Source organism: Halomonas elongata DSM 2581, from assembly GCF_000196875.2.
Lineage (GTDB): Bacteria > Pseudomonadota > Gammaproteobacteria > Pseudomonadales > Halomonadaceae > Halomonas > Halomonas elongata.
Window position 1 is genome coordinate 3,944,885 of the sequence record NC_014532.2, and the last position, 22,454, is coordinate 3,967,338.

General features: G+C 64.7%; 24 protein-coding genes and 1 tRNA gene. 7 read left to right on the forward strand and 18 right to left on the reverse strand.

Going from position 1 to position 22,454, the window contains the following annotated elements; translation table 11 throughout:
- The first annotated feature begins 16 nt into the window (after nucleotides 1-16).
- Together fliQ and fliR are read left to right on the forward strand one after the other, a co-directional pair.
- A complete protein-coding gene (gene fliQ, locus HELO_RS18520) occupies nucleotides 17-286 on the forward strand; it encodes a flagellar biosynthesis protein FliQ (protein WP_013334123.1) in 270 nt (89 codons plus the stop codon).
- A gap of 15 nt (nucleotides 287-301) precedes the next feature.
- Entirely contained in the window at nucleotides 302-1,102 is an 801-nt protein-coding gene (fliR, locus tag HELO_RS18525) for a flagellar biosynthetic protein FliR (RefSeq protein ID WP_013334124.1), read from the forward strand.
- A 136-nt stretch (nucleotides 1,103-1,238) separates the two neighbouring features.
- Here the strand turns inward: fliR and flgL are convergent, their stop codons facing one another.
- The 11 genes from flgL to flgB form a co-directional block, all read right to left on the reverse strand.
- Nucleotides 1,239-2,456, reverse strand: a complete 1,218-nt coding sequence (gene flgL, locus HELO_RS18530) for a flagellar hook-associated protein FlgL (protein ID WP_013334125.1) — start codon at nucleotides 2,454-2,456, stop codon at nucleotides 1,239-1,241.
- Nucleotides 2,457-2,473: 17 nt separating this feature from the next.
- Nucleotides 2,474-4,141, reverse strand: coding sequence for a flagellar hook-associated protein FlgK (flgK, locus tag HELO_RS18535; protein ID WP_013334126.1), 1,668 nt, complete (start codon nucleotides 4,139-4,141; stop codon nucleotides 2,474-2,476).
- A gap of 84 nt (nucleotides 4,142-4,225) precedes the next feature.
- Nucleotides 4,226-5,206 carry a flagellar assembly peptidoglycan hydrolase FlgJ gene (flgJ, locus tag HELO_RS18540; RefSeq protein ID WP_013334127.1) on the reverse strand — a complete coding sequence of 327 codons (981 nt, stop codon included), beginning with the start codon at nucleotides 5,204-5,206 and terminating at the stop codon, nucleotides 4,226-4,228.
- Nucleotides 5,206-6,330 carry a flagellar basal body P-ring protein FlgI gene (locus HELO_RS18545; protein ID WP_013334128.1) on the reverse strand — a complete coding sequence of 375 codons (1,125 nt, stop codon included), beginning with the start codon at nucleotides 6,328-6,330 and terminating at the stop codon, nucleotides 5,206-5,208. The genes flgJ and HELO_RS18545 overlap by 1 nt, the downstream gene beginning before the upstream one ends.
- 11 nt (nucleotides 6,331-6,341) lie before the next feature.
- Nucleotides 6,342-7,025, reverse strand: a complete 684-nt coding sequence (locus HELO_RS18550) for a flagellar basal body L-ring protein FlgH (RefSeq protein ID WP_109637558.1) — start codon at nucleotides 7,023-7,025, stop codon at nucleotides 6,342-6,344.
- Nucleotides 7,026-7,081: 56 nt separating this feature from the next.
- On the reverse strand, nucleotides 7,082-7,864 hold the full coding sequence (gene flgG, locus HELO_RS18555; protein ID WP_013334130.1) for a flagellar basal-body rod protein FlgG: 783 nt from the start codon (nucleotides 7,862-7,864) through the stop codon (nucleotides 7,082-7,084).
- 26 nt (nucleotides 7,865-7,890) lie between these two features.
- Nucleotides 7,891-8,652: a flagellar basal-body rod protein FlgF gene (flgF, locus tag HELO_RS18560; protein WP_013334131.1), complete on the reverse strand. Its 762-nt coding sequence runs from the start codon at nucleotides 8,650-8,652 to the stop codon at nucleotides 7,891-7,893.
- A gap of 17 nt (nucleotides 8,653-8,669) precedes the next feature.
- Complete coding sequence (flgE, locus tag HELO_RS18565) at nucleotides 8,670-9,938, reverse strand: flagellar hook protein FlgE (protein WP_013334132.1); 1,269 nt, start codon at nucleotides 9,936-9,938, stop codon at nucleotides 8,670-8,672.
- Between the two features lie 45 nt (nucleotides 9,939-9,983).
- Nucleotides 9,984-10,676: a flagellar hook assembly protein FlgD gene (flgD, locus tag HELO_RS18570; protein WP_013334133.1), complete on the reverse strand. Its 693-nt coding sequence runs from the start codon at nucleotides 10,674-10,676 to the stop codon at nucleotides 9,984-9,986.
- A gap of 4 nt (nucleotides 10,677-10,680) precedes the next feature.
- Nucleotides 10,681-11,088 carry a flagellar basal body rod protein FlgC gene (gene flgC / locus HELO_RS18575; protein WP_013334134.1) on the reverse strand — a complete coding sequence of 136 codons (408 nt, stop codon included), beginning with the start codon at nucleotides 11,086-11,088 and terminating at the stop codon, nucleotides 10,681-10,683.
- Nucleotides 11,089-11,103: 15 nt separating this feature from the next.
- Nucleotides 11,104-11,517: a flagellar basal body rod protein FlgB gene (gene flgB, locus HELO_RS18580; RefSeq protein WP_013334135.1), complete on the reverse strand. Its 414-nt coding sequence runs from the start codon at nucleotides 11,515-11,517 to the stop codon at nucleotides 11,104-11,106.
- A gap of 197 nt (nucleotides 11,518-11,714) precedes the next feature.
- Between flgB and flgA the strand changes: the two genes are divergently transcribed.
- The 3 genes from flgA (at nucleotide 11,715) to HELO_RS18595 (ending at nucleotide 13,230) form a co-directional block, all read left to right on the forward strand.
- Nucleotides 11,715-12,386: a flagellar basal body P-ring formation chaperone FlgA gene (gene flgA / locus HELO_RS18585; RefSeq protein ID WP_109637560.1), complete on the forward strand. Its 672-nt coding sequence runs from the start codon at nucleotides 11,715-11,717 to the stop codon at nucleotides 12,384-12,386.
- A 98-nt stretch (nucleotides 12,387-12,484) separates the two neighbouring features.
- Nucleotides 12,485-12,784 carry a flagellar biosynthesis anti-sigma factor FlgM gene (flgM, locus tag HELO_RS18590; protein ID WP_041602282.1) on the forward strand — a complete coding sequence of 100 codons (300 nt, stop codon included), beginning with the start codon at nucleotides 12,485-12,487 and terminating at the stop codon, nucleotides 12,782-12,784.
- Nucleotides 12,781-13,230, forward strand: coding sequence for a flagella synthesis protein FlgN (locus tag HELO_RS18595; protein ID WP_013334137.1), 450 nt, complete (start codon nucleotides 12,781-12,783; stop codon nucleotides 13,228-13,230). Before flgM ends, HELO_RS18595 begins: the two co-directional genes overlap by 4 nt.
- Here the strand turns inward: HELO_RS18595 and HELO_RS18600 are convergent, their stop codons facing one another.
- The 3 genes from HELO_RS18600 to HELO_RS18605 all read right to left on the reverse strand — a co-directional run bounded on the left by HELO_RS18600 (nucleotide 13,231) and on the right by HELO_RS18605 (nucleotide 16,342).
- Nucleotides 13,231-14,928 carry an EAL domain-containing protein gene (locus HELO_RS18600; RefSeq protein WP_013334138.1) on the reverse strand — a complete coding sequence of 566 codons (1,698 nt, stop codon included), beginning with the start codon at nucleotides 14,926-14,928 and terminating at the stop codon, nucleotides 13,231-13,233.
- 428 nt (nucleotides 14,929-15,356) lie between these two features.
- Nucleotides 15,357-15,497, reverse strand: a complete 141-nt coding sequence (locus tag HELO_RS19255; RefSeq protein ID WP_013334139.1) for a hypothetical protein — start codon at nucleotides 15,495-15,497, stop codon at nucleotides 15,357-15,359.
- A 155-nt stretch (nucleotides 15,498-15,652) separates the two neighbouring features.
- Nucleotides 15,653-16,342, reverse strand: coding sequence for a type 1 glutamine amidotransferase domain-containing protein (locus HELO_RS18605; RefSeq protein WP_013334140.1), 690 nt, complete (start codon nucleotides 16,340-16,342; stop codon nucleotides 15,653-15,655).
- Between the two features lie 308 nt (nucleotides 16,343-16,650).
- On the opposite strand from HELO_RS18605, the gene HELO_RS18610 reads away from it, so the two are divergent.
- Complete coding sequence (locus HELO_RS18610) at nucleotides 16,651-17,760, forward strand: cobalamin-independent methionine synthase II family protein (protein ID WP_013334141.1); 1,110 nt, start codon at nucleotides 16,651-16,653, stop codon at nucleotides 17,758-17,760.
- A gap of 125 nt (nucleotides 17,761-17,885) precedes the next feature.
- On the opposite strand, the gene HELO_RS18615 is transcribed toward HELO_RS18610, so the two are convergent.
- Both HELO_RS18615 and HELO_RS18620 read right to left on the reverse strand, forming a co-directional pair.
- A complete protein-coding gene (locus HELO_RS18615) occupies nucleotides 17,886-18,758 on the reverse strand; it encodes a glycine betaine ABC transporter substrate-binding protein (protein WP_013334142.1) in 873 nt (290 codons plus the stop codon).
- Nucleotides 18,759-18,958: 200 nt separating this feature from the next.
- Nucleotides 18,959-19,035 (reverse strand) — tRNA-Arg (locus HELO_RS18620).
- A gap of 398 nt (nucleotides 19,036-19,433) precedes the next feature.
- On the opposite strand from HELO_RS18620, the gene HELO_RS18625 reads away from it, so the two are divergent.
- The gene (locus HELO_RS18625) at nucleotides 19,434-19,877 is read left to right on the forward strand and encodes a c-type cytochrome (protein WP_013334143.1); all 444 of its coding nucleotides are present in this window, start codon (nucleotides 19,434-19,436) and stop codon (nucleotides 19,875-19,877) included.
- Between the two features lie 11 nt (nucleotides 19,878-19,888).
- Here the strand turns inward: HELO_RS18625 and rep are convergent, their stop codons facing one another.
- Nucleotides 19,889-21,946, reverse strand: a complete 2,058-nt coding sequence (rep, locus tag HELO_RS18630; RefSeq protein ID WP_013334144.1) for a DNA helicase Rep — start codon at nucleotides 21,944-21,946, stop codon at nucleotides 19,889-19,891.
- The gene (gene trmL, locus HELO_RS18635) at nucleotides 21,943-22,431 is read right to left on the reverse strand and encodes a tRNA (uridine(34)/cytosine(34)/5-carboxymethylaminomethyluridine(34)-2'-O)-methyltransferase TrmL (RefSeq protein ID WP_013334145.1); all 489 of its coding nucleotides are present in this window, start codon (nucleotides 22,429-22,431) and stop codon (nucleotides 21,943-21,945) included. The genes rep and trmL overlap by 4 nt, the downstream gene beginning before the upstream one ends.
- Between the last annotated feature and the right edge of the window lie 23 nt (nucleotides 22,432-22,454).

Sequence of the window (22,454 nt, forward strand, 5' to 3'; positions counted from 1 at the left end):
GCCCGAGGAGACACGCATGACACCCGAAACGGTTATGAGCCTTGCCTATCAGGGCATGCGCGTCACCCTGCTGCTGGCCGGCCCCCTGCTACTGACGGCGCTGCTCACCGGCCTGCTGGTGAGCCTGTTCCAGGCCGCCACCCAGATCAACGAGATGACGCTGTCGTTCATTCCCAAGATCCTGGCGGTGTTCACCGTGCTGGTGCTGGCCGGCCCCTGGCTGCTCAAGCTGATCACCGACTTCACCCGGGAGCTGCTTGGCAACATCCCGACGCTCATTTCCTGACCGCGGGCTTCCGGCATGGTCGAGGTCACCTTCGCCCAACTGCACGCTTGGCTGGTCGCCTTCCTGTGGCCCTTCGCCAGGATCACGGGGCTGATGCTCAGTTCACCGCTGTGGGGACACTCCAGCGTGCCGCGCCAGGCCAAGATCGCCCTGGCCGGGGCGCTGACGGTGGTGATCGCGCCCATGCTGCCGCCGATGCCGGATGTCGCGATCGTCTCCTGGCAGGGACTCGGGATCCTAACGGAGCAACTGTTGATCGGCGCCGCCATGGGCCTGGTCATGCGCGTGACCCTGGCAGTGGTGCAAGCCACCGGCGAGTTCATCGGCCTGCAGATGGGCCTGGCCTTCGCCACCTTCTTCGATCCTTCCAGCGGCACCAACATGATGGTGCTCTCGCGACTGCTGTACATGATCACATTGCTAATGTTCCTGGCCCTCGACGTACACCTGGTGGTGCTCGAAGTCCTCGCCAACAGCTTTCGCAGCCTACCCATCGGCATAGGGCGCTTCGATCCCGCCGCCTTCATGATGCTGGTCCGCTACGGCGCCACCATCTTCACCTCGGGCATGCTGCTGGCCCTGCCCCTGGTGGCCTCGCTGCTGATCATCAACCTCTCGCTGGGCATCCTCAATCGCGCGGCACCGCAGCTCACGGTGTTCAACATCGGCTTTCCCACCTCGCTGACCGTGGGCATCATCCTGTTGATGGTGTTGATGACCGACCTGGATCGCTTCCTCGAGCGGCTCTTCGGCCAGGGGATCGACGCCCTGCGCGGGCTGCTCGATGTACTGGCCACCATGCCTCCCGCCACCTGATTGCGGGCCTGCGCACGGCTCGCCCCGCCGGAATGACAAAAAAAACCCAGGCTGGAGGCCTGGGCGGGACAAAAACCGTGGAAGGTGACATGTCGGCGACGCTTCCGCGCCGCACGGTGCTTCATTCGGTTCGATTTCAGAGATACTGGAACAACGACATGCCCTTCAGGTCCGCAAAGGTCTTCTGGGACGCCTGCATGCCGATCTGGCGCAGGCTGTACTCGGAAATCGCCTCGGCATAGTCCAGGTCGACCAGGTCCGACAGGGTCTGTTCATAGTTGAGCATGCGGTTGTCGCTCACCGAATCGACCACGTCTAGCTCGTTGAGTCGCGCGCCCATGGAGGCTCGCACGGTCAGCACGTTGTCGAGACTGTGGTCGAGCTCGCGCATCGCGGTATTCAGGGTGTTGCCGCGCGCCGCCTTCTCCCGGGAGGTCTCGGCAGGATTCTCCAGCACGCCGATGGCCTTCTCGAGGGTCTGGAAAAGGTCCGGATCCATGCTTTCGGCAGGGCCGACCGTCAGGCTGTCGCCGTCCGCGGGCTCGCCCTTCAGCTCCATGCTCAAGCCTCCGAAGCGCAGCGAATCGCCGGCCTGATAGGCGACATCCTGCATGCCCGCCACGGGCGCACCATCGGCGCTCACCGAGTAGCTCAGCGTACCGCCGTCCTCGGCAAAGCTGATCTCGAAGCGCTTGCCGTAATCGTCGGCATCGGCGTCGAGGGTTTGCGGTCCCTTGAAGGTCAAGCTGCCGTCATTGCCGGCAGCGGCCTCGGCCACGTAACCGGCGCCGCTCGGTACACTGCGGAAGATCTCCTGACCGCTGTCGCTCACTTCCATCACGCGCGAGGCGTCGATGCGCTGGCGTCGAACCTCGGTACTGCCGACATATTCCATGTGGCCGTCGCCGTTCTCGACGAAGGGCGGGCTGCCGTCCTCGTAGCCACCGAACAGATAACGGCCATTGCCGTCGGTGGCATTGGCCTGGCCGACCAGGGTTTCATAGACACCGCGCAGCTCACTGGCCACGGATTCACGGTCGGCATCGCTCAAGGTATCGCTGGAGGCCTGGACCAGCAGCGTCTTGGCACTGGTCACGGCGTCGCTGACGCTGTTGAGCACGCTCTCGCCCTGGGAGAGCGCGTTGCGCGCGCTGACCCGCGAGTCGCCGTACTGCTCCGTGACGGCCTTGGCCTGGCCTACCCCCACGGCCCGCGAGGCGGCCTGGGGATCGTCGGAAGGGTTCACCACCCGCCGACCGCTGGCGATCTGCTGGCTCACGTCGAGAAAGTCGCTCTGCTGCCGATTCATGGAGGAGACGCTTTGCTCGAACATGGTGACGGTGCTGATACGCATGTGAGTCACTCCCGAAATCAGGCACGCAGGCCGAGAATGGTGTCGATCATCGTCTTGCCGGCTTCGATGACCTTGGCGTTGGCCTGATAGTACTGCTGGTAGCGGATCAGGTTGGCGGCTTCCTCGTCGAGATTGACGCCGGATGCGGACTGCTGGGTGGCCTCCAGTTGCTCGGTGAGGCTCTGCCGGGCTTCCAGGTTGACCTGGACGACATTGGTGCGATTGCCAACATCGCTGACCATGGCGCCGTAGGCACCGCTGAGCGAGGCCGAGCCGCCGACCAGAGCGGCGCCCTGCAGATCCTGCATGGCCAGGGCGTTCTCATTGTTGCCTGAGCCGCCCGATGCGCCGGCCGCGGCGATGCGCTCCGGATCGCCGATCGCGCGTTCCAGGCTGCCCGCCGCGTTGCGCACCGGCTGGACCTCGAAGCTGTCGTGATCGGCCAGCTTGGCAGTGTCGTCGAAGGTCAGCGTCACGCCGCCGAAGCTCAGGGTCGCGTCGCTGCCGTCATTGCCGGGATCATTGAAGGTCACCTCGGCGGCGTCCAGCACTTGGCCCGTGTCGCGCCGCCTGACCTCGAAAGCGGGCGGGTCGCTCTCGCTGTCGGTCACCCTGACGGTGTAGTCGCTGGCCCGCAGGCGATCGATGTTCTCGCTATCGAAGCTCGCCTGGGTGATTTCGGCCCCGCCCGGATTGTCGGCGGCGGCATAGGTGCGCGGCTGGCCGATCGAGAAAAAGTCGCCGCCGGCTTCGCCTTGCAGATCGACGCCCTCGGCATGCTGAGCGTTGAAGGCCGTCGCCAGCGAGACGGCCATCTGGCCGATCTGGTTCTGGGTCTTGTCCAGGGTCTCGGCACGAAAGCTCATCAGCCCACCCAGGCTGCCACCGGTCACGGCGTTCTCGTCGATGGCGACGATGTTGCCCCCCGAGTTGCGATACCCCAGCACGGTGCGCTGCGGATCGTCGGGCGAGTCGATGGCCCGCAGCTCGAACGAGCGCGATCCGGCCACCAACGGCTGGCCGTTGGGCAGGCTGACGTTATAGGCCTTGCCGTCCTGAACGTCGAGACGCACCCCCAGCCGCTCGTTGAGCTCGTGGACCAGTTGGTCGCGCTGGTTGAGCAGGCCATTGGGAGCCTCGCCATCGCGTGCCCGGGCCAGCGAGATCTCGCGGTTGATGCCGGCCAGTTGCTCGGTGGCATTGTTGATCTGGGTCACCTCGTCGCGGATCTGGCCATTGATGCCCTCCTGCATGTCCTGCAGGTAACCGTCGAAGGAGCGGAACTGGGCGCTCAGGGTATCCGCGCTGCCCAGCACTCCCTGACGGGCGGCGGGATCGGCGGGGGAACTGGCGAGATCCTCCATCGAGGAGAAGAAATCCTGCATCAAGGGCGCCAGCCCCGCCTGCTCATCGGCCAGCAGGCTGTCGATCTGCTCCACCTGGTTGCCATAGGTCTCCAGGGCGCTGGATTCGCTGGTGGCCGCATTGAGCTGGTCGGCGACATAGCGATCGAACTGGCGCTGGATGTCGTTGACCTGCACCCCGCCTCCGGAGGCGCTCTCGCCGAGGATCGCCACCTCGCGGTTGTAGCCCGGCGTGAAGACGTTGCTGATGTTGTTGCTGGTGGTGCTCAAGGCGTTCTGCGCGGCGTTGAGCCCACTGAGTCCGGTGGAGAAGATACTCATCTCGGAGGTTCCTTGTGCCGATGACACCATTATCGGCCGATGGGTGTCAGACTTGAGGCCGACCTCGGCATGAAAAGCCAGCGATCAGCGCCCCGCGAGCCGCGAGCCGTTCAACGGGCCCAGCGAATCCATCACCGCAACCAGCTTGTCGGCATACGCCGGGTCGGTGGCATAACCACCGCGCTGCAGGGCATGGGCGGCCTGTTCGGGCGTGGTGGCATCGCTCACCTCGGCATAGCGCGGGTTGTTGCCGACCAGGCGGGCATAGTCGGTGAAGGCGGCCTCGAAGGAGTCGTAGACGCGGAAGCGATCACGCACCGCCCGACGCTCACCGTCGATGACTTCATGGGTGGTGATCTCGGCGGTCTCGCCCCGCCAGTTCTCGCCGGCCTTGATGCCGAACAGGTTGTGACTGTTGCCGCCGCCTCGCGTGGCAATCTCGTGGCGTCCCCAGCCGGTTTCCAGGGCGGCCTGGGCGAGGATGAGCTCGGCCGGCACGCCGGAGGCTTCACTGGCCGCCTGCGCCGGCGCCGAGAGGCGCTCGACGAAATCGCGCACATGGGCCGGCCGGTCATCGGCAACGGTGGTCTCTCCGGCCCCGGCGGAGACGGTCTTCACTTCATCGAGGAAGTTGTCGGGCATGTCGACATCGGGCTCGTCGGGCACCAGCGCATCCTCGAGGGGGCGCGGCGTGCCGCGGGGAATGCCGGCGATCAGTGCCGCGTTGTCCTCGCCCTGGCGCGGGCGGGCATCGTCGAGCCGGTCTCCCAGTTGGGCGAAGAGTTGCTCGGCAAGCCCGGTGCCACGCTCGGCGATGTGCTGGGAGAGCTGCTTGTCCAGCATCGAGGTGTAGAAGTCGGTGTTACGGTCGTCGAGCAGGCCCGAGCTCGGCACGGCGTCGCGCATGCTCTTCATCATCATCTGCACGAACATCGCCTCGAACTTCTTGGCCGCGCTTTCCAGGCCCTCTTGCGGAGCACTGCGCGCGGTATGCTTGAGCCGCTCCAGCCCCTGCACGTCCATGGCGAGAGACTCGCCGACACCTTGTCCGCTACCCAGGCTCATCAGATGATCTCCAGTTCGGCTCGCAGCGATCCCGCCGCCTTCAGGGCCTCGAGAATCGACATCAGATCATTGGGCGTGGCGCCCAGGGAATTGAGGGCGTCCACCACATCGAGCAGATCGGCGCCTTCCACGACCTTGAGGGTGCCGGGCTGCTGCTCGATGCTGACCTCGGTGTCGCGTACCACCACGGTCTCGCCCTTGGTGAAGGGATTCGGCTGGCTGACGCCATAGTCGCTGTCGATGACGATCGACAGATTGCCCTGGGCTACCGCGGCCTGGCGCAGGGTGACGGCACCGTTGAGCACGATGGCCCCGGTACGCGAGTTGAGCACCACCCTGGCCGGCGCCTCGGTGGGGGTGACTTCCAGGTTCTCGACCCGGGCCATGAAGTTGACCCGCGCATTGGCATCGCTCGGGCCGTCCAGGGAAATGACCCGGCCATTCTGGGCGGACGCCACCGAATAGCCGAACGACTGGTTGATGGCGCTGACCACCCGTTGGACCGTGCCGAAATCGCTGCGGTCGAGTTGCAGCTCCAGGCGACCGCCGTTGCTGCCCAGCACCAGGGGCACTTCCCTCTCCACCGTGGCGCCATTGGCGATGCGCCCTCCGGCCTGCTGGTTGACTTGCACACTCGATCCACCGGCGGAGGCACCGGCACCACCGACCAGTACATTGCCCTGGGCGATGGCGTAGGTCTCGCCATCGGCCCCCTTGAGCGGCGTCATCAACAGGGTGCCGCCACGCAGGCTGTCGGCATTGCCCACCGAGGACACCACCACATCGAGGCGCTGCCCCTGCCGAGCGAATGCCGGCAGATTGGCCGTCACCATCACCGCCGCCACATTGCGCAACTGCATGTTGGTGCCGGCGGGCACGGTGATACCCAACTGCGAAAGCATGTTGGTCAGGCTCTGGCCGGTAAAGGGGGCCTGCATGGTCCGGTCGCCGCTGCCGTCCAGCCCGACCACCAGCCCATAGCCCACCAGGGCGTTGTCGCGCACGCCGGCAAAGCTGGCAATCTCACGAATGCGCTCCGCCTGGGCCGGCAGGGCGATCAGGCCAAGCAGCAGCACCAGCCAACAACGGAGCAAAAGGGTCCTGCGCGCGTTCGTGAAACTCATCCGACCACCCGTTAGAAAGGCGAAATGTTGAGGAAGAAGCGTTGCAGCCAGCCCATGTGCTGCGCTTCGTTGATGTAGCCGTCACCGACGTACTCGATGCGGGCATCGGCCACCGAGGTGGAAGGCACGGTATTCTTGCCGGTGATGGAGCGCGGATTGACCACGCCGCCGAAACGGATGAACTCGGTGCCCTGATTGATGGCGATCTGCTTTTCGCCCCGGACACGCAGGTTGCCGTTATTCAACACCTCGATGACCGAGACGGTGATGGTGCCGGTGAAGGAGTTGTTGGCCTGGGCGCCGCCGCCACCCGCGAAATCGCTCTCGCCCTCGATGTCGAAACCGTACTCGGCGAGGGTGTCGAGGGCGTCCGGCAACTGGTCGAACGCCAGGCTGGCAGAGCCGTTGCGGTCGGCGTTGGAACGGGCGTTCTTGCTGGCGCTGACCTGCTCGTCCAGGACGATGGTCAGCACATCGCCGACCTGGCGGGGGCGACGATCCTCGAACAGCGGCTGATAGCCCCGATGCGCCTGATAGATGGACCCATTGGGTATGGGCCTTTGACGATCGGGGATATCGATCTTTTCCTGCTCACCGACCACCGACGCCCGCGGAATCTGGGCGCAGCCGCCCAACAGCAGCACCACCAGCAGCAGCGCGACCGCGAGCCCCCGGTACCCGATTCCCGATCGCATCCCGCTCATGCTCGCGCCCTTGCCATTGCACCTTCCGCTCATCGCGTCATTCCCCGTCATAGCTGGGTGAGACGCGCCAGCATTTCGTCACTGGTCTGCACCGCCTTGCTGTTGATCTCATAGGCGCGCTGGGTCTGGATCATGCCGACCATTTCCTCGACGACATTGACGTTGGAGGTCTCGACATACCCCTGGGAGAGACGGCCCGCGCCGTTCATGCCGGGAATGCCCTCGTTGCGCGGCCCGGAAGCGGTGGTCTCGCGATACAGGTTGCCACCGATGCTCTCGAGGCCGGTGGGATTGACGAAGCTGGACACGCTGATCTGGCCGACCTCGTTGGACTCGCTGCTGCCCGGCTCGGTGATCGAGACGATCCCGTCTTCGCCGATACTCACCGACAGGGCGTTCTGCGGAATGATGATGGCCGGCTCCAGCGGATAGCCGTTGGCCGTCACCATCTGGCCGTTCTCGTCCAGTTGGAAACTGCCGTCGCGCGTGTAGGCCGTGGTGCCGTCCGGCATGCGAACCTGGAAGAATCCCTTGCCGTTGATGGCCAGATCGCGAGAGTTACCGGTGTTCTCGAGCCCCCCCTGGGTATGCAGCCGTTCGGTGGCCACCGGACGCACCCCGGTACCGACCTGCATGCCGGAAGGCAGGCGGTTCTGCACGTTGTTCTGGGCACCTGGCTGACGCAGGTTCTGGTAGAGCAGGTCTTCGAACACCGCCCTCGAGCGCTTGAAGCCGTTGGTATTGACGTTGGCCAGGTTGTTGGAAATGACGTCCAGCTTGACCTGCTGGGATTCCAGGCCGGTCTTGGCCGTCCACAATGAGTTGATCATCTCGGGTTCCTCGTGATCCTGTCGCGTCAGCCCCGCAGGGTGAGCAGACTGTTGGCGCGCTGGGCGTTCTCGTCGGCGGTTTCGATGACCTTGGTCTGCAACTCGTAGCGGCGAGCCACGTCGATCATCGACACCATGGCGTCCACGGCACTGACATTGCTGCCTTCCAGGGCACCGCTGACCACTTGGGCCTGATCGTCGGCGGGCAGTGCCGCCACGGCGCCGTCCTCACCGGGCGGTGCACGAAACAGGCCATCGACGCCACGCTCCAGCCCGCCCTGCTCGGGCGTGACCAGCTTGATGCGCCCCACCGCCGCCAGGGCATCGGCTTGCTGTCCGGGGGCGATGGCGCTGATCGTGCCATCGCTGCCCATGGAGAGTTGCGAGCCAAGGGGCACCTGGATCGGACCGCCGTTCTCGCCGATCACCGGGCGGCCGGCGCTGCGCAACAGGCCGTCACCGTCTACCTGCAGGTCACCGCGCCGCGTATAGGCCTCGCTGCCGTCCGAGGCCTGCACGGCCAGCCAGGCATTCCCCTGCATGGCGACATCCAGGGTGCGCCCGGTGCGGTTCATCGGCCCCGGCGAGAAGTCCGAGCCGGGGGTGGAGGCCGCCACCGAGACCCGGGTATCCAGTTCGCCATCGCCCTGGACCGGTACGGCACGCATGGCGTGAAGCTGGGCGCGAAAGCCGGTGGTGGAGACGTTCGACAGGTTGTGGCTGACCACGCCCTGTTGCTCCATGCTTTGCCGGACCCCGCTCATGGCGGTGTAGAGCATGCGATCCATGTGTCACTCCGGCGCGATCAGCGCAGGTTGATGGCGGTCTGCAGGACTTCGTCCTGGGTCTTGATGGTCTGGGAGTTGGCCTGGTAGGCGCGCTGGGTGACGATCATGTCCACCAGCTCCTGGGCCATGTCGACGTTGGAGCTCTCCACCACGCCCGACTGGATGCCGCCAAGCTGGCCGGTGCCCGGCGCGCCGACGAGCTCCTGCCCGGAGGCGGCCGTGGCGGCCCAGGCGTTGTCGCCCACCGGATCGAGGCCCTCCGGATTACGGAAGCTGGCCAGGGAAACCTGGCCCGCCGGGCGCGACTGCTCATTGGTGTAATTGCGAACGATGGTGCCGTCATCCTCGATGCTGATACCCACCAGGGAACCCGAGGTGTAACCATCCTGGATCAGGTCGCTGGCCCGGGAGGTATTGCCGAACTGGGTGGAACCGGCGATATCGAGCGTGAAAGACAGTTCGGCGGGCTCACCGCCCAACGGCGTCGTATTGTCGCTCGCCACGCTGACGGTCGGCATATTGGCCGGATCGCCGGCATCGTTGCCATTGATGGTGGCGAGCTGACCGCTGTTGTTGAAGGTGAGCGTGAAGTCGTTGCTGGCGTCGTAATGGCCGTCCATCGTCACCCGACCGGTCCAGCTGTTGGCGCCGGTCTTCTGGTAATAGACAGTGGCGTTGCGCGGGTTACCGAGAGAGTCGTAGGCCGTGAAGTTGTTGGCGTAGTGGTAGTCCAGCGTCTGCTGGTTATTGGCCGGGTCCGACATGTCGGTCGTCACATCGACCTGGTCGAGCTGCTCGCCGACCGCTTCACGGGAATCCAGGTTGAGCGTGGTGGCAACATCGGTGGTGGCGCTGGCCGCCATCTCCTCGGCCGAGACCTGCAGCACCGAGGGCTGGCCGCCGGTCTGCACCTGGCCGGCGTCATTGACACCGAAGCCCATCAGGCGTGCGCCCTGGGCATTCTCCAGATACCCATCCGCCGTCATGGAAAGCTGGCCGTTGCGCGAGTAGACCACCTCACCGTTCTGCTGGAAGCGCAAAAAGCCCTCGCCACTGATGCCCAGATCCAGATTGCGACCGGTGGACTCCAGGTTGCCCTCGCCGAAATCCTGCAACACCCGGGAAACCTTGGTGCCAAGCCCGACCTTGGAGTTGGCGTAGACATCCGCGAACAACGTGTCGCTGCCCTTGAACCCCACGGTCTGGGAATTGGCGATATTGTTGCCCAGCACATCCAGGCTGGAGGATGCCGCATTGAGACCGCTGAGCGCTTGTGAAAAGCCCATGTCTGGTTCCCCTTGTCGTAAACAGGTGGCGTTAAGGATCTGGCGTTACAGGATCTGCTTGATATCGGGCAGGCCGACCCGACCGTAGACGGCCCCCAGGTCGAGCTGAATGTCACTGTTCTCGTCGGCCGGTGAGACACTGTTGACCACGGCGTAGTTGAGCGCCTCGACCGCTACCGGCTCACCTTCGTAAGTGGCCTCGACCGAGACGTTGTAGGCGCCCTCGGCGGCGGTTTCGCCGCTACTGGTCTTGCCGTTCCAGCTGAAGGAATCCACGCCGCTCTCCACCGCCCCGACGTCATAGCGATTGATGACCTGGCCATCGCCATTGGTGATGGTGACGGTGACGTTGTCGGCGGGGCGCTGCAGCTCGACACCGAAGGGCGTGGTCGTCACTTCGCCGTCTTCCCCCTGGCTCAGCAGGACGCGATTGCCCGGCACCAGCACGCCCTTGCCGATCAGACCGGACGCTTGCAAGGACTGGCCGGCGTCGATCTGGCCATTGATCTCGGAGAGGGAGTCGTTGAGCTTCTCGATCCCGCTGACGGTGTTGATCTGGGCCAGTTGCGAGGTGGTCTGATGGTTGTCCATCGGATTGAGCGGGTCCTGGTTCTGCAACTGCGTCACCAGCAACGTCATGAAATTCTCGCGCAACGCGCTGGACTGGCCGGCGTTCAAGCCCGCCGAGCCGCCACCGTTGAGCGTGCTGGTCACGCCGGTATCAATGGTATTGGCCATGCCGTCAGCCCTCGCCCATGCTCAGTGTCTTGAGCAGTAGTTGCTTGTTGGTATCCATGACCTCGACGTTGGCCTGGTAGGAGCGCGACGCGGAGATCATGTTGACCATCTCCGCCGCCGGATCGACGTTGGGCATGTCCACATAGCCCTGATCGTCGGCCAGCGGATGCTCGGGGCGATATTGCCGGCGCATCGGCGACGGATCCTCGATCACCTCCCGCACCCCGACGCCGCCGACACCGGTGCGCGACTGGGCGCGCGTCTCGAACAGCACCTGCTTGGCGCGATACGCCTCGCCGTCAGGGCCGGCCACGCTGTCGGCGTTGGCCAGGTTGCTGGCCGTCACGTTCATGCGCTGCGACTGGGCACTCATCGCCGAGCCGGAAATTTCGAATACGGAAAACATCGACATAATGGCCGCTCCTGGTCATTCGGGTTGCATGGCCGATTTGAGGCCCTGGACCCGGCGTCCGATAAAGGTCAGTGCCGCCTGGTAGCGCACGGAGTTGTCGGCGAACTGGGCACGCTCACGGTCCATGTCCACGGTATTGCCGTCGAGGCTGGGTTGATCGGGCACGCGGTACAGCAGCTCACTGCGAGGCAGCGTCGATGCCTGCCCCGCCAGGTGTCGCGCCGAGGTCCGCTCCAGGGCGAGTCCTTCGGCATTCCCGCCACCCCGCTGCATGGCCTGCTCGAGCGCGCTGGAGAAATCCATGTCGCGAGCCTTGTAGCCCGGGGTGTCGGCATTGGCGATATTGCTGGCCAGCACCTGTTGGCGCTCATGGCGCAACGACAGGGCCTGTTGCTGGAAGTTGAAGGCGGCATCGAGCTGATCGATCATCCGGCACTCTCCGGAAAAGGAATTCGTCGACGTTGGAGAATAGCGACTCCCCTGTCCTCCCAAAGGCATGAACAGCCGACGTTACCGGGGTCATTTCCGCGATTCTCTCGCCGCGGCCGGCGCTAGACTCGACAACCGAGCCCACCGACCCCGTAAGCGAGATGACCCGAACTCTTCCGGCGACAATCCTTGTCTCGATGGCCCTGGCGCTAGCCCTGGTGGCGGCGAGTCTCTTCGCGCCCCAGGCCCGCGCCGCCGATCAGGCGATGCTGGAAAGCGTTCGGCAGTTTCTCGAGGATCAAGCCAGCTCCCTGGGCGATGAGATCGAGGTGACGTTGCACCCACCCGCGGCCAAGTTCCCGGCCTGCCCCTCGCCACGCCCCTTCCTGCCCAACGACTCCCAGCCGCTGATCGGTCGCGTCTCGGTGGGCGTACAATGCGGCGAGCAGGGGCGACGCACCCGCTTCTTGCAGGCCGAGGTCTCAGTCATCGGCGCCTACCTCGAGACCGCCCGGGATGTCGCCGCCGGCGAAACGATCACCCGAGACCACCTGGTGATTCGTCATGGCAACCTGGCACGCCTGCCGCGCCAGACCCTGCGAGAAGCCGGTCAGGCCATCGGGCGCGTCGCCATGCGCCCACTGTCCGAAGGTCAGGTGCTGCGGGGCTATCAACTACGCAAGCCGCGACTGGTGCAGCGCGGCGAAGCGGTCACTCTCGAAGCGCGTGGTTCCGGGTTCCGCGTGACGCGCCCGGCCGAGGCGCTGGCACCGGGCGGACGCGGCGATCGCATTCGCGTGCGTCTCGACAACCGCGAGATCCTCCATGCCCGGGTGGTCGGCGAACGCCGCCTGGTCGTGGACAACTGATGCCGTCTTGCCCAGACTGGACGACATCATCGATACCTCAAGTTTACGGCGCGCGAGCCGATAGCCTCCCTATCAGCACCGGTCACGAGGCAAACACAGTGAAAGTCGACAACCACCAGCCACTGCGCCCCGAGCAAACCAAGCAGGGCGAACCGGCTCGTCAGGCACAGCAAGCACAGGATGCGCCGCCATCCCGGCGCGCCGGCGACGACCCGGCCACCATGACGCACCTGCGCCAGGCCGGCACCGACACGAGCCAGGACATCGATACCGCCCGCGTGGACGAGCTGCGCGACGCCATTCGCGAGGGCCGTCTCGAGATCCACCCCGAGCGCATTGCCGACGGCCTGATCGCCAGCGTGCAGGATCTGCTGGCCGATGGAGACTCACGCACATGAGCCTGGCGCGCCTGCTCGACGACCAGACATCGCGGCTCGATACGCTCGCCATGCTGCTGGAAGAGGAACGCGCGCTGCTGCTCACAGGCCAGCCCGATGGTCGCACCCTGCAACGCCTGGCCGACGACAAGGCGCACCTGCATGACCTCCTCGAATCGACGGAAGCCAAGCGCGCCGGGATACAACAGCGGCTGGGATACGCACCGGGCCCGGCGGGAGCCCGACAGGCTGCCGAGGACGCCGAGTGCCTGCCGCATTGGCAGGCGACCCTCGACGCCGCAAGGCGCGTTGCACGCCTCAATACCGGTAACGGCCACCTGCTGTCGGTGCGCATGACGCATAATCAGCGCACCCTGGACTACATCCACCGCCTCGCCGACCCCGACACCTACGCCGCCGACGGCCGCGCCAGCCTGCAGTCACGGCGTCTGGATGCCCGGGCCTGATCAAGCTCGCGCTGCCAACCAGGCCGCCAGCGCCTCGGCTTCCAACGGCTCGCACAGTCCATCGCCCTGGGCAAGCCCCGCCGCCAGGCAACCGGCGACCTGCCATTGGACCTCGCTCGTGACGCCCGTCACCACACCCTCGAGCTGCAGCGTTTCCAGACAGCGGGCCAGCGCTTCGAGGCCGCGGGCGGCCGAAGTGTCATCCCGGTGGATGGCGGCAGCGACCCGTGACCCGAAGGTCACCCTCGAAGCCGGCAAACCGGCCAGACGCATGATATCCACAGGCTCCTGGCCGGCGTGGCTGACGGCCAAGCGCACTCCCAGCGCCGTCAGGCGCCGAAAGAGATGCGTGTGCTCGGCGGCCTGGGCGATGAAGGCCCGCTCCTCCAGCTCGAGGCACAACCAGCTCAGATCCATGGATAAACGCCGCAGCATGACATCCAGCGGGCGACGCCCGGCCACCGCTTGATCCAGCGTGGTCGCATCGACATCCAGCGACACTCCCAGCGTCGCCAGTTCGCCCCCCATGTCTTGCCAGGCCGCCCGCTGCGCCGCCACGCGTTCGATGGCCCATTGGTCCAGCCATGCCGCCTGCCCCATTTCCGCCACCACCGGCAGGAAATCGCTCGGCAGCAGCTCGCCCCACTCAGGGTGGCGCAGGCGTAGTTGCGCCTCGACATCCCGACAACGGCTGTCATGGATATCCAGACGGGGCTGGTAGACGATTCGGAAATGAAGTGCCGGTTGGAGCAATGCGCCCTGCACGAATTCCCTCAACGCCAGGCGTTGCGCCAGGATCGCCTCGAGGGAGGGGTCGAAGAAGGCATGGCTCGCCGGCGGCGCACGCGACAGAGCGGTTTCGGCGCTTTTTATCAACAACTCGCTCGTGTCGCCGTCCTGTGGATAAACGGCGATGCCGACCGAGAGCGTCAGAAGCGGCGCTGTCGACGCCGTCCGGAAGGGCGCCTCCATGGCCTCCTGGCAGCTCAATGCCACCATCTGCAGATCCTCGGGGGACACCGGCTGCTCGATCAGGACGCCCCAGTGATCCTGCCCCAGGCGGGTCAGGCTGTCCTCGACGTCCAGGGTCTGAACCAGGCGACGACCGACCTGCTGCTGCAAACCCTCAAGGCAGGTCCCCGCAAAACGCTCGCCGAGCGCCTCACGATCGTCGAGCCGGAACAGCAGCAGACCGACCTGCCGGTCGCGGCGAGCGGCACGCGCCAGCCCATGTTGCAGACGGTCTTCGAACACCCAGATACTGACCATTCCATCGAGGGAGGCATGAAAGCGGTGTGGCGCCTCGTCGCGCAGATCGACGAAGGTCCACAGGATTGCCGCCTCATCCCGACGCGATGCCAGGTGCGTCTCGGCCATCAGCACACCCCGCACGCTTTCCGCTTCGCCGTCGCCGAGCTGCACGTGCTGCCAGGCACCGGCCCGCAACTCGGTGGTGAACCATGAGGGTTTCAGCGCCTGGCGATACACGAGCTCCTTGCCGGCATACCCCACCACGTCATCGAGCGGCCAGCCCGACAAGACGCCAAATCGTTCGTTGGCCCACAATATGCGATAGCGCTCATCCAGCAGCACGATACCCGCCGCCGTACCGGACGCCGCCAGCATTGGCCATCGCACCGTCGGGTGATGTACCACTTCGGCACCACCCTGCGTCGATTCATCCTTTTCATCCACCATGACATCCGTCTCACAATCCCTGTTGTTTTCTCTCGTCTTCACTGTATAGCGCTTGGGCCGAATGTGCCTCGTTTTGAACAACAAACGGGCCAGGATCACGCGAATTGGTCCGGTGGGCATGCGGCCGATACGCCCATGGCATCGACCATTCATTAGCGATGCTTCGAGACAACCGTATTACCGGCAATCACGCAAGGCGGATAGCGAAAACGAAGGCAAGGGAGATAGGGTGGCCGGCTCGCCGGAGGGAATCTTGAGCTGAGAAAGCGCTGATTTATGTCGCGAGCGAAGAGAGGCTGGCCGCCGCCGGAACGGAAAAACCGCAGTTTACACGTGCGTAAATGAGGGTTTGACAGGGCTCGCGCACGAGTACCGCCGGCGGCCAGGATATCGGGCACAGCAATGAATCAGCGTTTTCCCGACAGGGCTCAGATGTAGGCATAGGGCATGCGGGACTGAAAGCCGCGGTAGGCGCTCTCGGTCATGGTTTCCAGCAGACGGTATGCCATCTTGCCGAAGCGCTTGAGCAGGGGCATGCGGTCGGTACGTTCAACCTTGGTAGTCGTCATGACATTCAAACCTGTGCGTTGAGGAATGTACCGAGCATTATACCTTGGTCTATATACTTTGGTCTAATTTCCTGCCTGCCCCTCACGACATGGCTCGAATCAGGGCAGCCCGCACCGATATCCGAAGACATCCCGCGCGGGCGCCCGATACCGGATCAGCTCGAGGACACGAGCAGGTCGCGCAGCGCTTCCCCGACTCCGGTGGCCGATTGCGGATTCTGCCCCGTCACCAGGCGACCGTCGGTGATTACCTGGGCCGTCCAGTCAGCGGCGGGATGCAGCTTCGCCCCACGTTCGGCAAGCGTCGATTCCAGCAGGAAGGGGACGACGTCGGTGAGTCCGACCGCGTCCTCCTCGGCATCGGTGAAGGCCGCGACGTCCCGGCCGGCTACCAGGAGAGTGCCATCCGAGAGGGTCACGTTCACCAGCGCAGCAGGGCCATGGCAGACCGCCCCTACCACGCCGCCGCGCTCCCAGATCGCACGCGTCTTGTCGTGCACGGCGGTATTGTCGGGGAAGTCCCACACAGCACCATGCCCACCGGCGAAGAAGATCGCCGAGTAATCGGCGGGATCGATCTCGGCCAGCACCTTGGTATGGCGGAGCCGTTCACGGAAAGCGGCATCGTTCCAGTAGCGGGCATTCGTCTCGTCGTCGAGATCGAAGCCATCGACGGGTGGCTCGCCGCCCTGAATGGAAGCGAACTCCACCGGGATGCCCGCCGCCTCGAACACCGCCAGCGGATGCGTGACCTCGGACAGAAAGAACCCGGTCGGATCACCGCCTTCGCCCTTGGTGGCATGGCTGGTCATCACGATGAGAATCGGTTGGATCGCGTTACTCATGTTTCGACTCCTCCGGTCGGGCAGTACTACATGTGCCCATATTGAGGAAAACACGGCACAAGTGCCTGCGTGGACGAACTGTTCAGTGTTTCCCGGGATGTCCCCGGTAGGTGCGGGCATGCTACGCATAAAACAATGCCCCACCCGGCAGATCCGGAATCGCCCTCGGACCTTCAGGGGGCTGACATGAATGACATTCACTTTCCCCTGAGGAAGTCTCACTTCACGTCTGTCGCCCAGACGCATAAATTTAGCCGGTTAAATAATTTTTCACCCAACCTCTTTCCTCTCAACCTCTGGAGTTCAGGATGCAGCTTGCTCATCCCCCCTTTCGTGCCGATGTCGTCGGCAGCCTGCTACGCCCCTCGCCGGTCAAGGATGCACGCCAGCAGCAACAGGCGGGGAACCTGGATGCCGACCGCCTGCGTAGCGTCGAGAACGAGGCGATTCGACACGCCGTGGCATGCCAATGTCAGGCAGGACTGCAAGTGGTCACGGATGGCGAGTTCCGCCGTGCGTGGTGGCACTTCGATTTCTTCGAAGGCCTGCAGGGAGTGGAAGGCTACGATGCCGATCAGGGCATCCAGTTCAACGGCGTGCAGACCCGGTCACGCAACGTTCGGGTGACCGGTAAGCTGGGGTTCGGCCAACACCCCATGCTGGAACATTTCAGGTTTCTCCAGAGTGTGACGAATGGCGTCACGGCGAAGATGACCATCCCGAGCCCGAGCGTCCTGCATTTCCGGGGAGGCCGCAACGTGGTCAGCGTCGAGGCCTACCCGAATCTCGACGACTTCTTCGATGACCTGGCCCGGGTCTACAAGGAGGCCCTGCAGGCCTTCTACGATGCGGGCTGCCGGTATCTGCAGCTGGATGACACCGTCTGGGCCTACCTCTGCTCGGAGGAACAGACCGCCAAGATCGTCGAACGCGGCGAGGACCCGCAACAACTGCAGCGAACCTACGCCCGGGTGATCAACAAGGCGCTGGAAGGCAAGCCGGACGACCTGGTCGTCAGCATGCATGTCTGCCGAGGCAACTTCCGCTCCACCTGGATCTCAGAGGGAGGCTACGAGCCCGTTGCCGAGGTCCTGTTCGGGTCGGTGAATGTCGATGCCTTCTTCCTCGAGTACGATACCGACCGTGCCGGCGGGTTCGAGCCGTTGCGCTTCATCAGGCCGGGCCACCAGAAGGTGGTGCTGGGCCTGGTCACCAGCAAGACCGGCGAGCTCGAAAGCGCCGAGGACGTCAAGGCGCGGATCCACGAAGCCGCCCAGTTCGTCGACCTCGATCAACTCTGCCTGAGCACCCAATGCGGCTTTGCCTCCACCGAGGAAGGCAATACCCTGAGCGAAGCGCAGCAGCAGGCCAAGCTGGAGCTCGTGGTGCAAATCGCCAAGGATGTCTGGGGCGAGTGAGCCCGAGCGCATGAGATAGTTTCCGATGCCGCCCGACGCCTACCGGGCGCACAAAACAAGAGAGGGAGGTGCCAACGGCACCTCCCTCTTGTCGTTACTTGCCTCAATGAACCAAGGCGTTTCGCTTACGACTCGGGCAGCCACTCCTGCACGACGTCCTGGTTATCCTCGACCCACTGCTTGGCGTTCTCGTACGGGTCGGAGCCTTCTTCCTGGTTCATCAGCATGACCTCGCCCATCTGCTCGGGCGTCCACTCGAAGGCATCGAGGATGGCATAGGCCTCCGGCATGTCCTTCTTGAGCCCCTGGCGCACGATGGTGTTGATGTGCTCGGCCCCGCCATAGACGTTCTTGGGATCGTCCAGGTACTTGAGATCCCAGCGGGCGAACATCCAGTGCGGCGTCCAGCCGGTCACCACGACGTCCTCTTCGTTCTGAATGGCCGACTGCAGGGCAGCGGTCATGGTGGCCCCGCTGCCGCTCTGCAGGTCGAGATCCAGGCCATACTCTTCGACGACCTGCTCGGTCAGGCCCATCAAGCCGGCGCCAGGATCAATACCGATGATCTTGTTATTGAAGGTGTCGGCGTTGGCGTTGAGTTCATCGATGGAACCGACATCGGTGTACTCGGGTACCACCAGGCCGAGCTTGGTGCCGTCGAGGTTCGGGCCGAGATTCTCGACCTTATCGCCGACACGTTCCAGATAGTCGGCATGGGTCGTGGGCAGCCAGGCGGCGACGATGGCATCGGAATCGCCGCTGGCGACTGCCTGCCACATGGCCGCAGCGGACAATGAGGTCAGCTCGACATCGTAACCGGCCTGTTCCAGCACGGCGCGGACCACGTTGGTGGAAGCCACTTCCGAGGACCACTCGACATATCCCAGTTCCACGGTTCCCTTGTCCTGGGCCTGAACGTTACCGGCGGCGAGGACACTGCCGGCGGCCAGGGCAAGGCCAGCGATGCGAAGGCTGTGACTCATGGGTTGCTTGGTCATCTGGTTTGCCTTTATTGGAGATGTCACTCAAGGATGCAGACCCGGGCGAAGGTATGCAAGCTGGCCCCGCGAGAACGCCACGCCCTCAGGACTCGCGCTGCTTGTGCAGCGACGGGGGCTCCGATCATCGAATGAAACGGTGCGCACAACGAAAAACGGCCACCGCTGCTGTGAGCTGGTGGCCGCTTCTACTGCGATTCTGGCGCGCCCTAAAGGATTCGAACCTTTGACCTTCGCCTCCGGAGGGCGACGCTCTATCCAGCTGAGCTAAGGGCGCGGATTTGCTGCTTGTCGGAGCCTCGTTCACTCCGTCCGCCGGCAGCGCTGTGCGCTGCTGACGCTCCCCTCAGGCCTTGCCTTCGGGTCCTGCCGATCGCCTTGCATGGCGCTCGGCGCTCCACCGGGCAGAAGCTGTGCTTCTGCTGTTCCGGCTACGCCCAGCTGAGCTAAGGGCGCTTGATGCCTGACAGCTGATTGCGCTGAGGCGGGCGTTATCCTACCTTGCCGCCTGGCGGCTGTCCACCCGGACGGGCGCTGTGCTTTGAGGTATCAGCGCGTTTTTCCGCTTTTGCCGATGCTGGTTATACTGACCACCATCGCATGGCCGTTCCGGTCGCGTTACGCGCGGCCCGAATGCCGACCGTGACGCCGTCCAAAAACAAGAGAGGTGGCACAGTGAAGTCCAGCAAGCTGATCGTGGGGTGCCTGGCCACCCTCGGCCTGACGGGCCTGACTTTCGCCCAGGAAGACGCGAGTCACGACACCATCGCCAAGCGCCTGGCACCGGTGGGGGACCTCTGTCTGCAGGGCCAGGACTGCGGAACCAGCGCGTCCTCGGCCGGAGGTGGCGATACCAGTGCAGGGGGCGGAGACGGCGATATCGATGGCCAGGCCGTCTACGACGCCGTATGCATGGCCTGCCACGATACCGGCGTGGCCAATGCGCCGAAGAAGGGCGATAGCGAGACCTGGTCGCAACGCCTGGAGAAGGGCACCGATACGCTCTACAGCCACGTCATCAATGGCTTCAATGCCATGCCGCCCAAAGGCGGCGATCCCAGTCTCTCCGATGCCGAGGTCAAGGCCGCCGTCGATTACCTGCTCGAAGCGTCGCAGTAACGCGCGTCGTCCTACCCCAGCAGTGAACGCAGGCCGGCGATGGCATCCTGCCCCCGGGCCTGCTTCTTGTCCGGGTCTTCCCGATCGGCCCGGCCTTCCCACTCCAGCGCATCCTCGGGCAGCTCATCGAGGAAACGACTGGGCGTGCAGTCCATCATCTCGCCATATGCCTTGCGCTGGCGAGCCAGCGTCAGCGTCAGGGTGCGCCGCGCCCGGGTAATGCCCACATAGGCCAGACGACGCTCTTCCTCCACGCTCCCCGTTTCAATGGCGTTGCGGTGCGGCAGCAGTTCTTCCTCGAGCCCCATCAGGTAGACATGCGGAAACTCGAGTCCCTTGGAGGCATGCATGGTCAGCAGCTGAACGCGGTCGGAATCGTCTTCCTCGGCCTGCTGCTCGAGGATGTCGCGCAGCACCAGCCGCGAGATCGCCGCTTCCACATCGTCGGTCTCGGTGTCGGTGCTGGGGCTTTCCTCATCCGGGTCGGCCCGCATCGATTTCTCGAGCTGGTCGACCAGGGTCCAGACGTTGGCCATGCGCCGCTCGGCGATGGTCGGAGCGCTGGCGTTCTGGTACAGCCAGGCCTCGTAGTCCATCTCATGCAGCATCCCGCGAATCGCGGCGATGGCGTCGCCGCCGTCCATACGGCGCCGCACGCCGTCGATGAAATGCGTGAAGCGCCCCAGGCGCTCGACCGCCCGCGCCGGCAACTGCTCGGCCAGCCCCAGCTCATGGCAGGCGGCGAACAGCGAGGCGCCGCGCTCGGTGGCGTAGTTGGCCAGCTTCTCCAGGGTACCGGGGCCGATCTCCCGGCGTGGCACATTGACGATGCGCAGAAAGGCGTTGTCGTCGGCCGGATTGATCAGCAGCCGCAGGTAGGCCATGGCGTCCTTGATCTCGTTGCGCGAGAAAAAGGAGGTGCCGCCGGAGAGCTTGTAGGGAATCTGGTAGTGCTGCAGCTTGAGCTCCAGCAGCCGGGCCTGGAAGTTGCCGCGATAGAGCACGGCGAAGTCGCGCCATTCGGCGCGTTCCTTGATGCGCCGGGTGAGGATCTCGCTGGCCACCCGCTCGGCCTCCGCTTCCTCGTGGCGGTTGACCACCACACGGATCGCCTCGCCCTGCCCCATGTCCGACCACAGCGTCTTCTCGTAGACGTGAGGGTTGTTGCTGATCAGGGTATTGGCGGCACGCAGGATGGTGCCGGTGGAGCGATAGTTCTGCTCGAGCTTGATGACATTGAGACGCGGGAAGTCCTCGCCCAGCGTCACCAGGTTTTCGGGCCTCGCCCCGCGCCAGGCATAGATCGACTGGTCGTCGTCGCCGACCACGGTGAAAGTCGCCCGCTCGCCCATCAGCATGCGCACCAGTTGGTACTGGCTGACGTTGGTGTCCTGATACTCGTCCACCAGCATGTAGTGGATCTTGCGCCGCCAGCGCGCCAGCGCCTCGGGATCATCGCGCAGCAGGGTGACCGGCAGCAGGATCAGGTCGTCGAAATCGACCGCGTTGTAGGCCTTGAGATGGCGAACATAGGCCTCGTAGACCCGGGCGGCGAACAGTTCGTCCTCATCGGCGGCATGGGACAGCGCCTGGCCGGGCAGCACCAGATCGTTCTTCCAGTTGGAGATCACCGACTGGACACGATTGATCTGGTCGGCATCGACCTGGGCGTCCTTGTTCATCAGGTCGCGCAGCAGCGCCTTGGCGTCCTCGGGATCGAACAGCGAGAAGCCCGGCTTGTAACCCAGCGCCTTGAGCTCGCCGCGGATGATGTTGAGCCCCAGGGTGTGAAAGGTGGAGACCCTCAGCCCATGCGCCTCGCGCCCCTTGAGCATCTGCCCCACGCGCTCCTTCATTTCCCGGGCGGCCTTGTTGGTGAAGGTCACCGCCGCGATGCGACGAGCGCTCATGCCACATTCCTGCACCAGGTAGGCGATCTTGGTGGTGATCACGCTGGTCTTGCCGGAACCGGCACCGGCCAGCACCAGGCAGGGCCCGTCGATGGCCTTCACGGCTTCGCGCTGACGAGGGTTGAGCTTGGCGAGGCGGCTGGCGATGCTGGTTGTCATGGCGCACTCCCGGTCGTCGGCGCCAGGGCGCCTTCGAAATCGAGCTGACGCCAGGCCTCGTAGACCAGGATGGCACAGGCGTTGGAAAGGTTCAGGCTGCGGCTCTCGGGGAGCATGGGAATGCGCAGTCGCTGCGCTTCCGGCAGGGCATCGAGCATCGCCTGGGGCAGGCCGCGGGTCTCCGGGCCGAACACCAGGGCATCGCCCGGGCCGTAGGCCGGCTCGTGATAGCCGGTGCGACCGCGCGTGGAGACGGCGAAGACCCGCCGGGGAGACACCGCCTCGATGAAGGCGTCCCAGTCCCGATGCACGCGGACCCTGGCCCATTCGTGATAATCGAGCCCGGCGCGGCGCAGGCGCTTGTCGTCGAGCTCGAAGCCGAGCGGTTCGATCAAGTGGAGGCGGAAGCCGGTGTTGGCGCACAGCCTGATCAGGTTACCCGTATTGGGCGGAATCTCGGGCTGGAAAAGCACCACATCGAGCATCAACGCGTCCTGAAACGGTTATC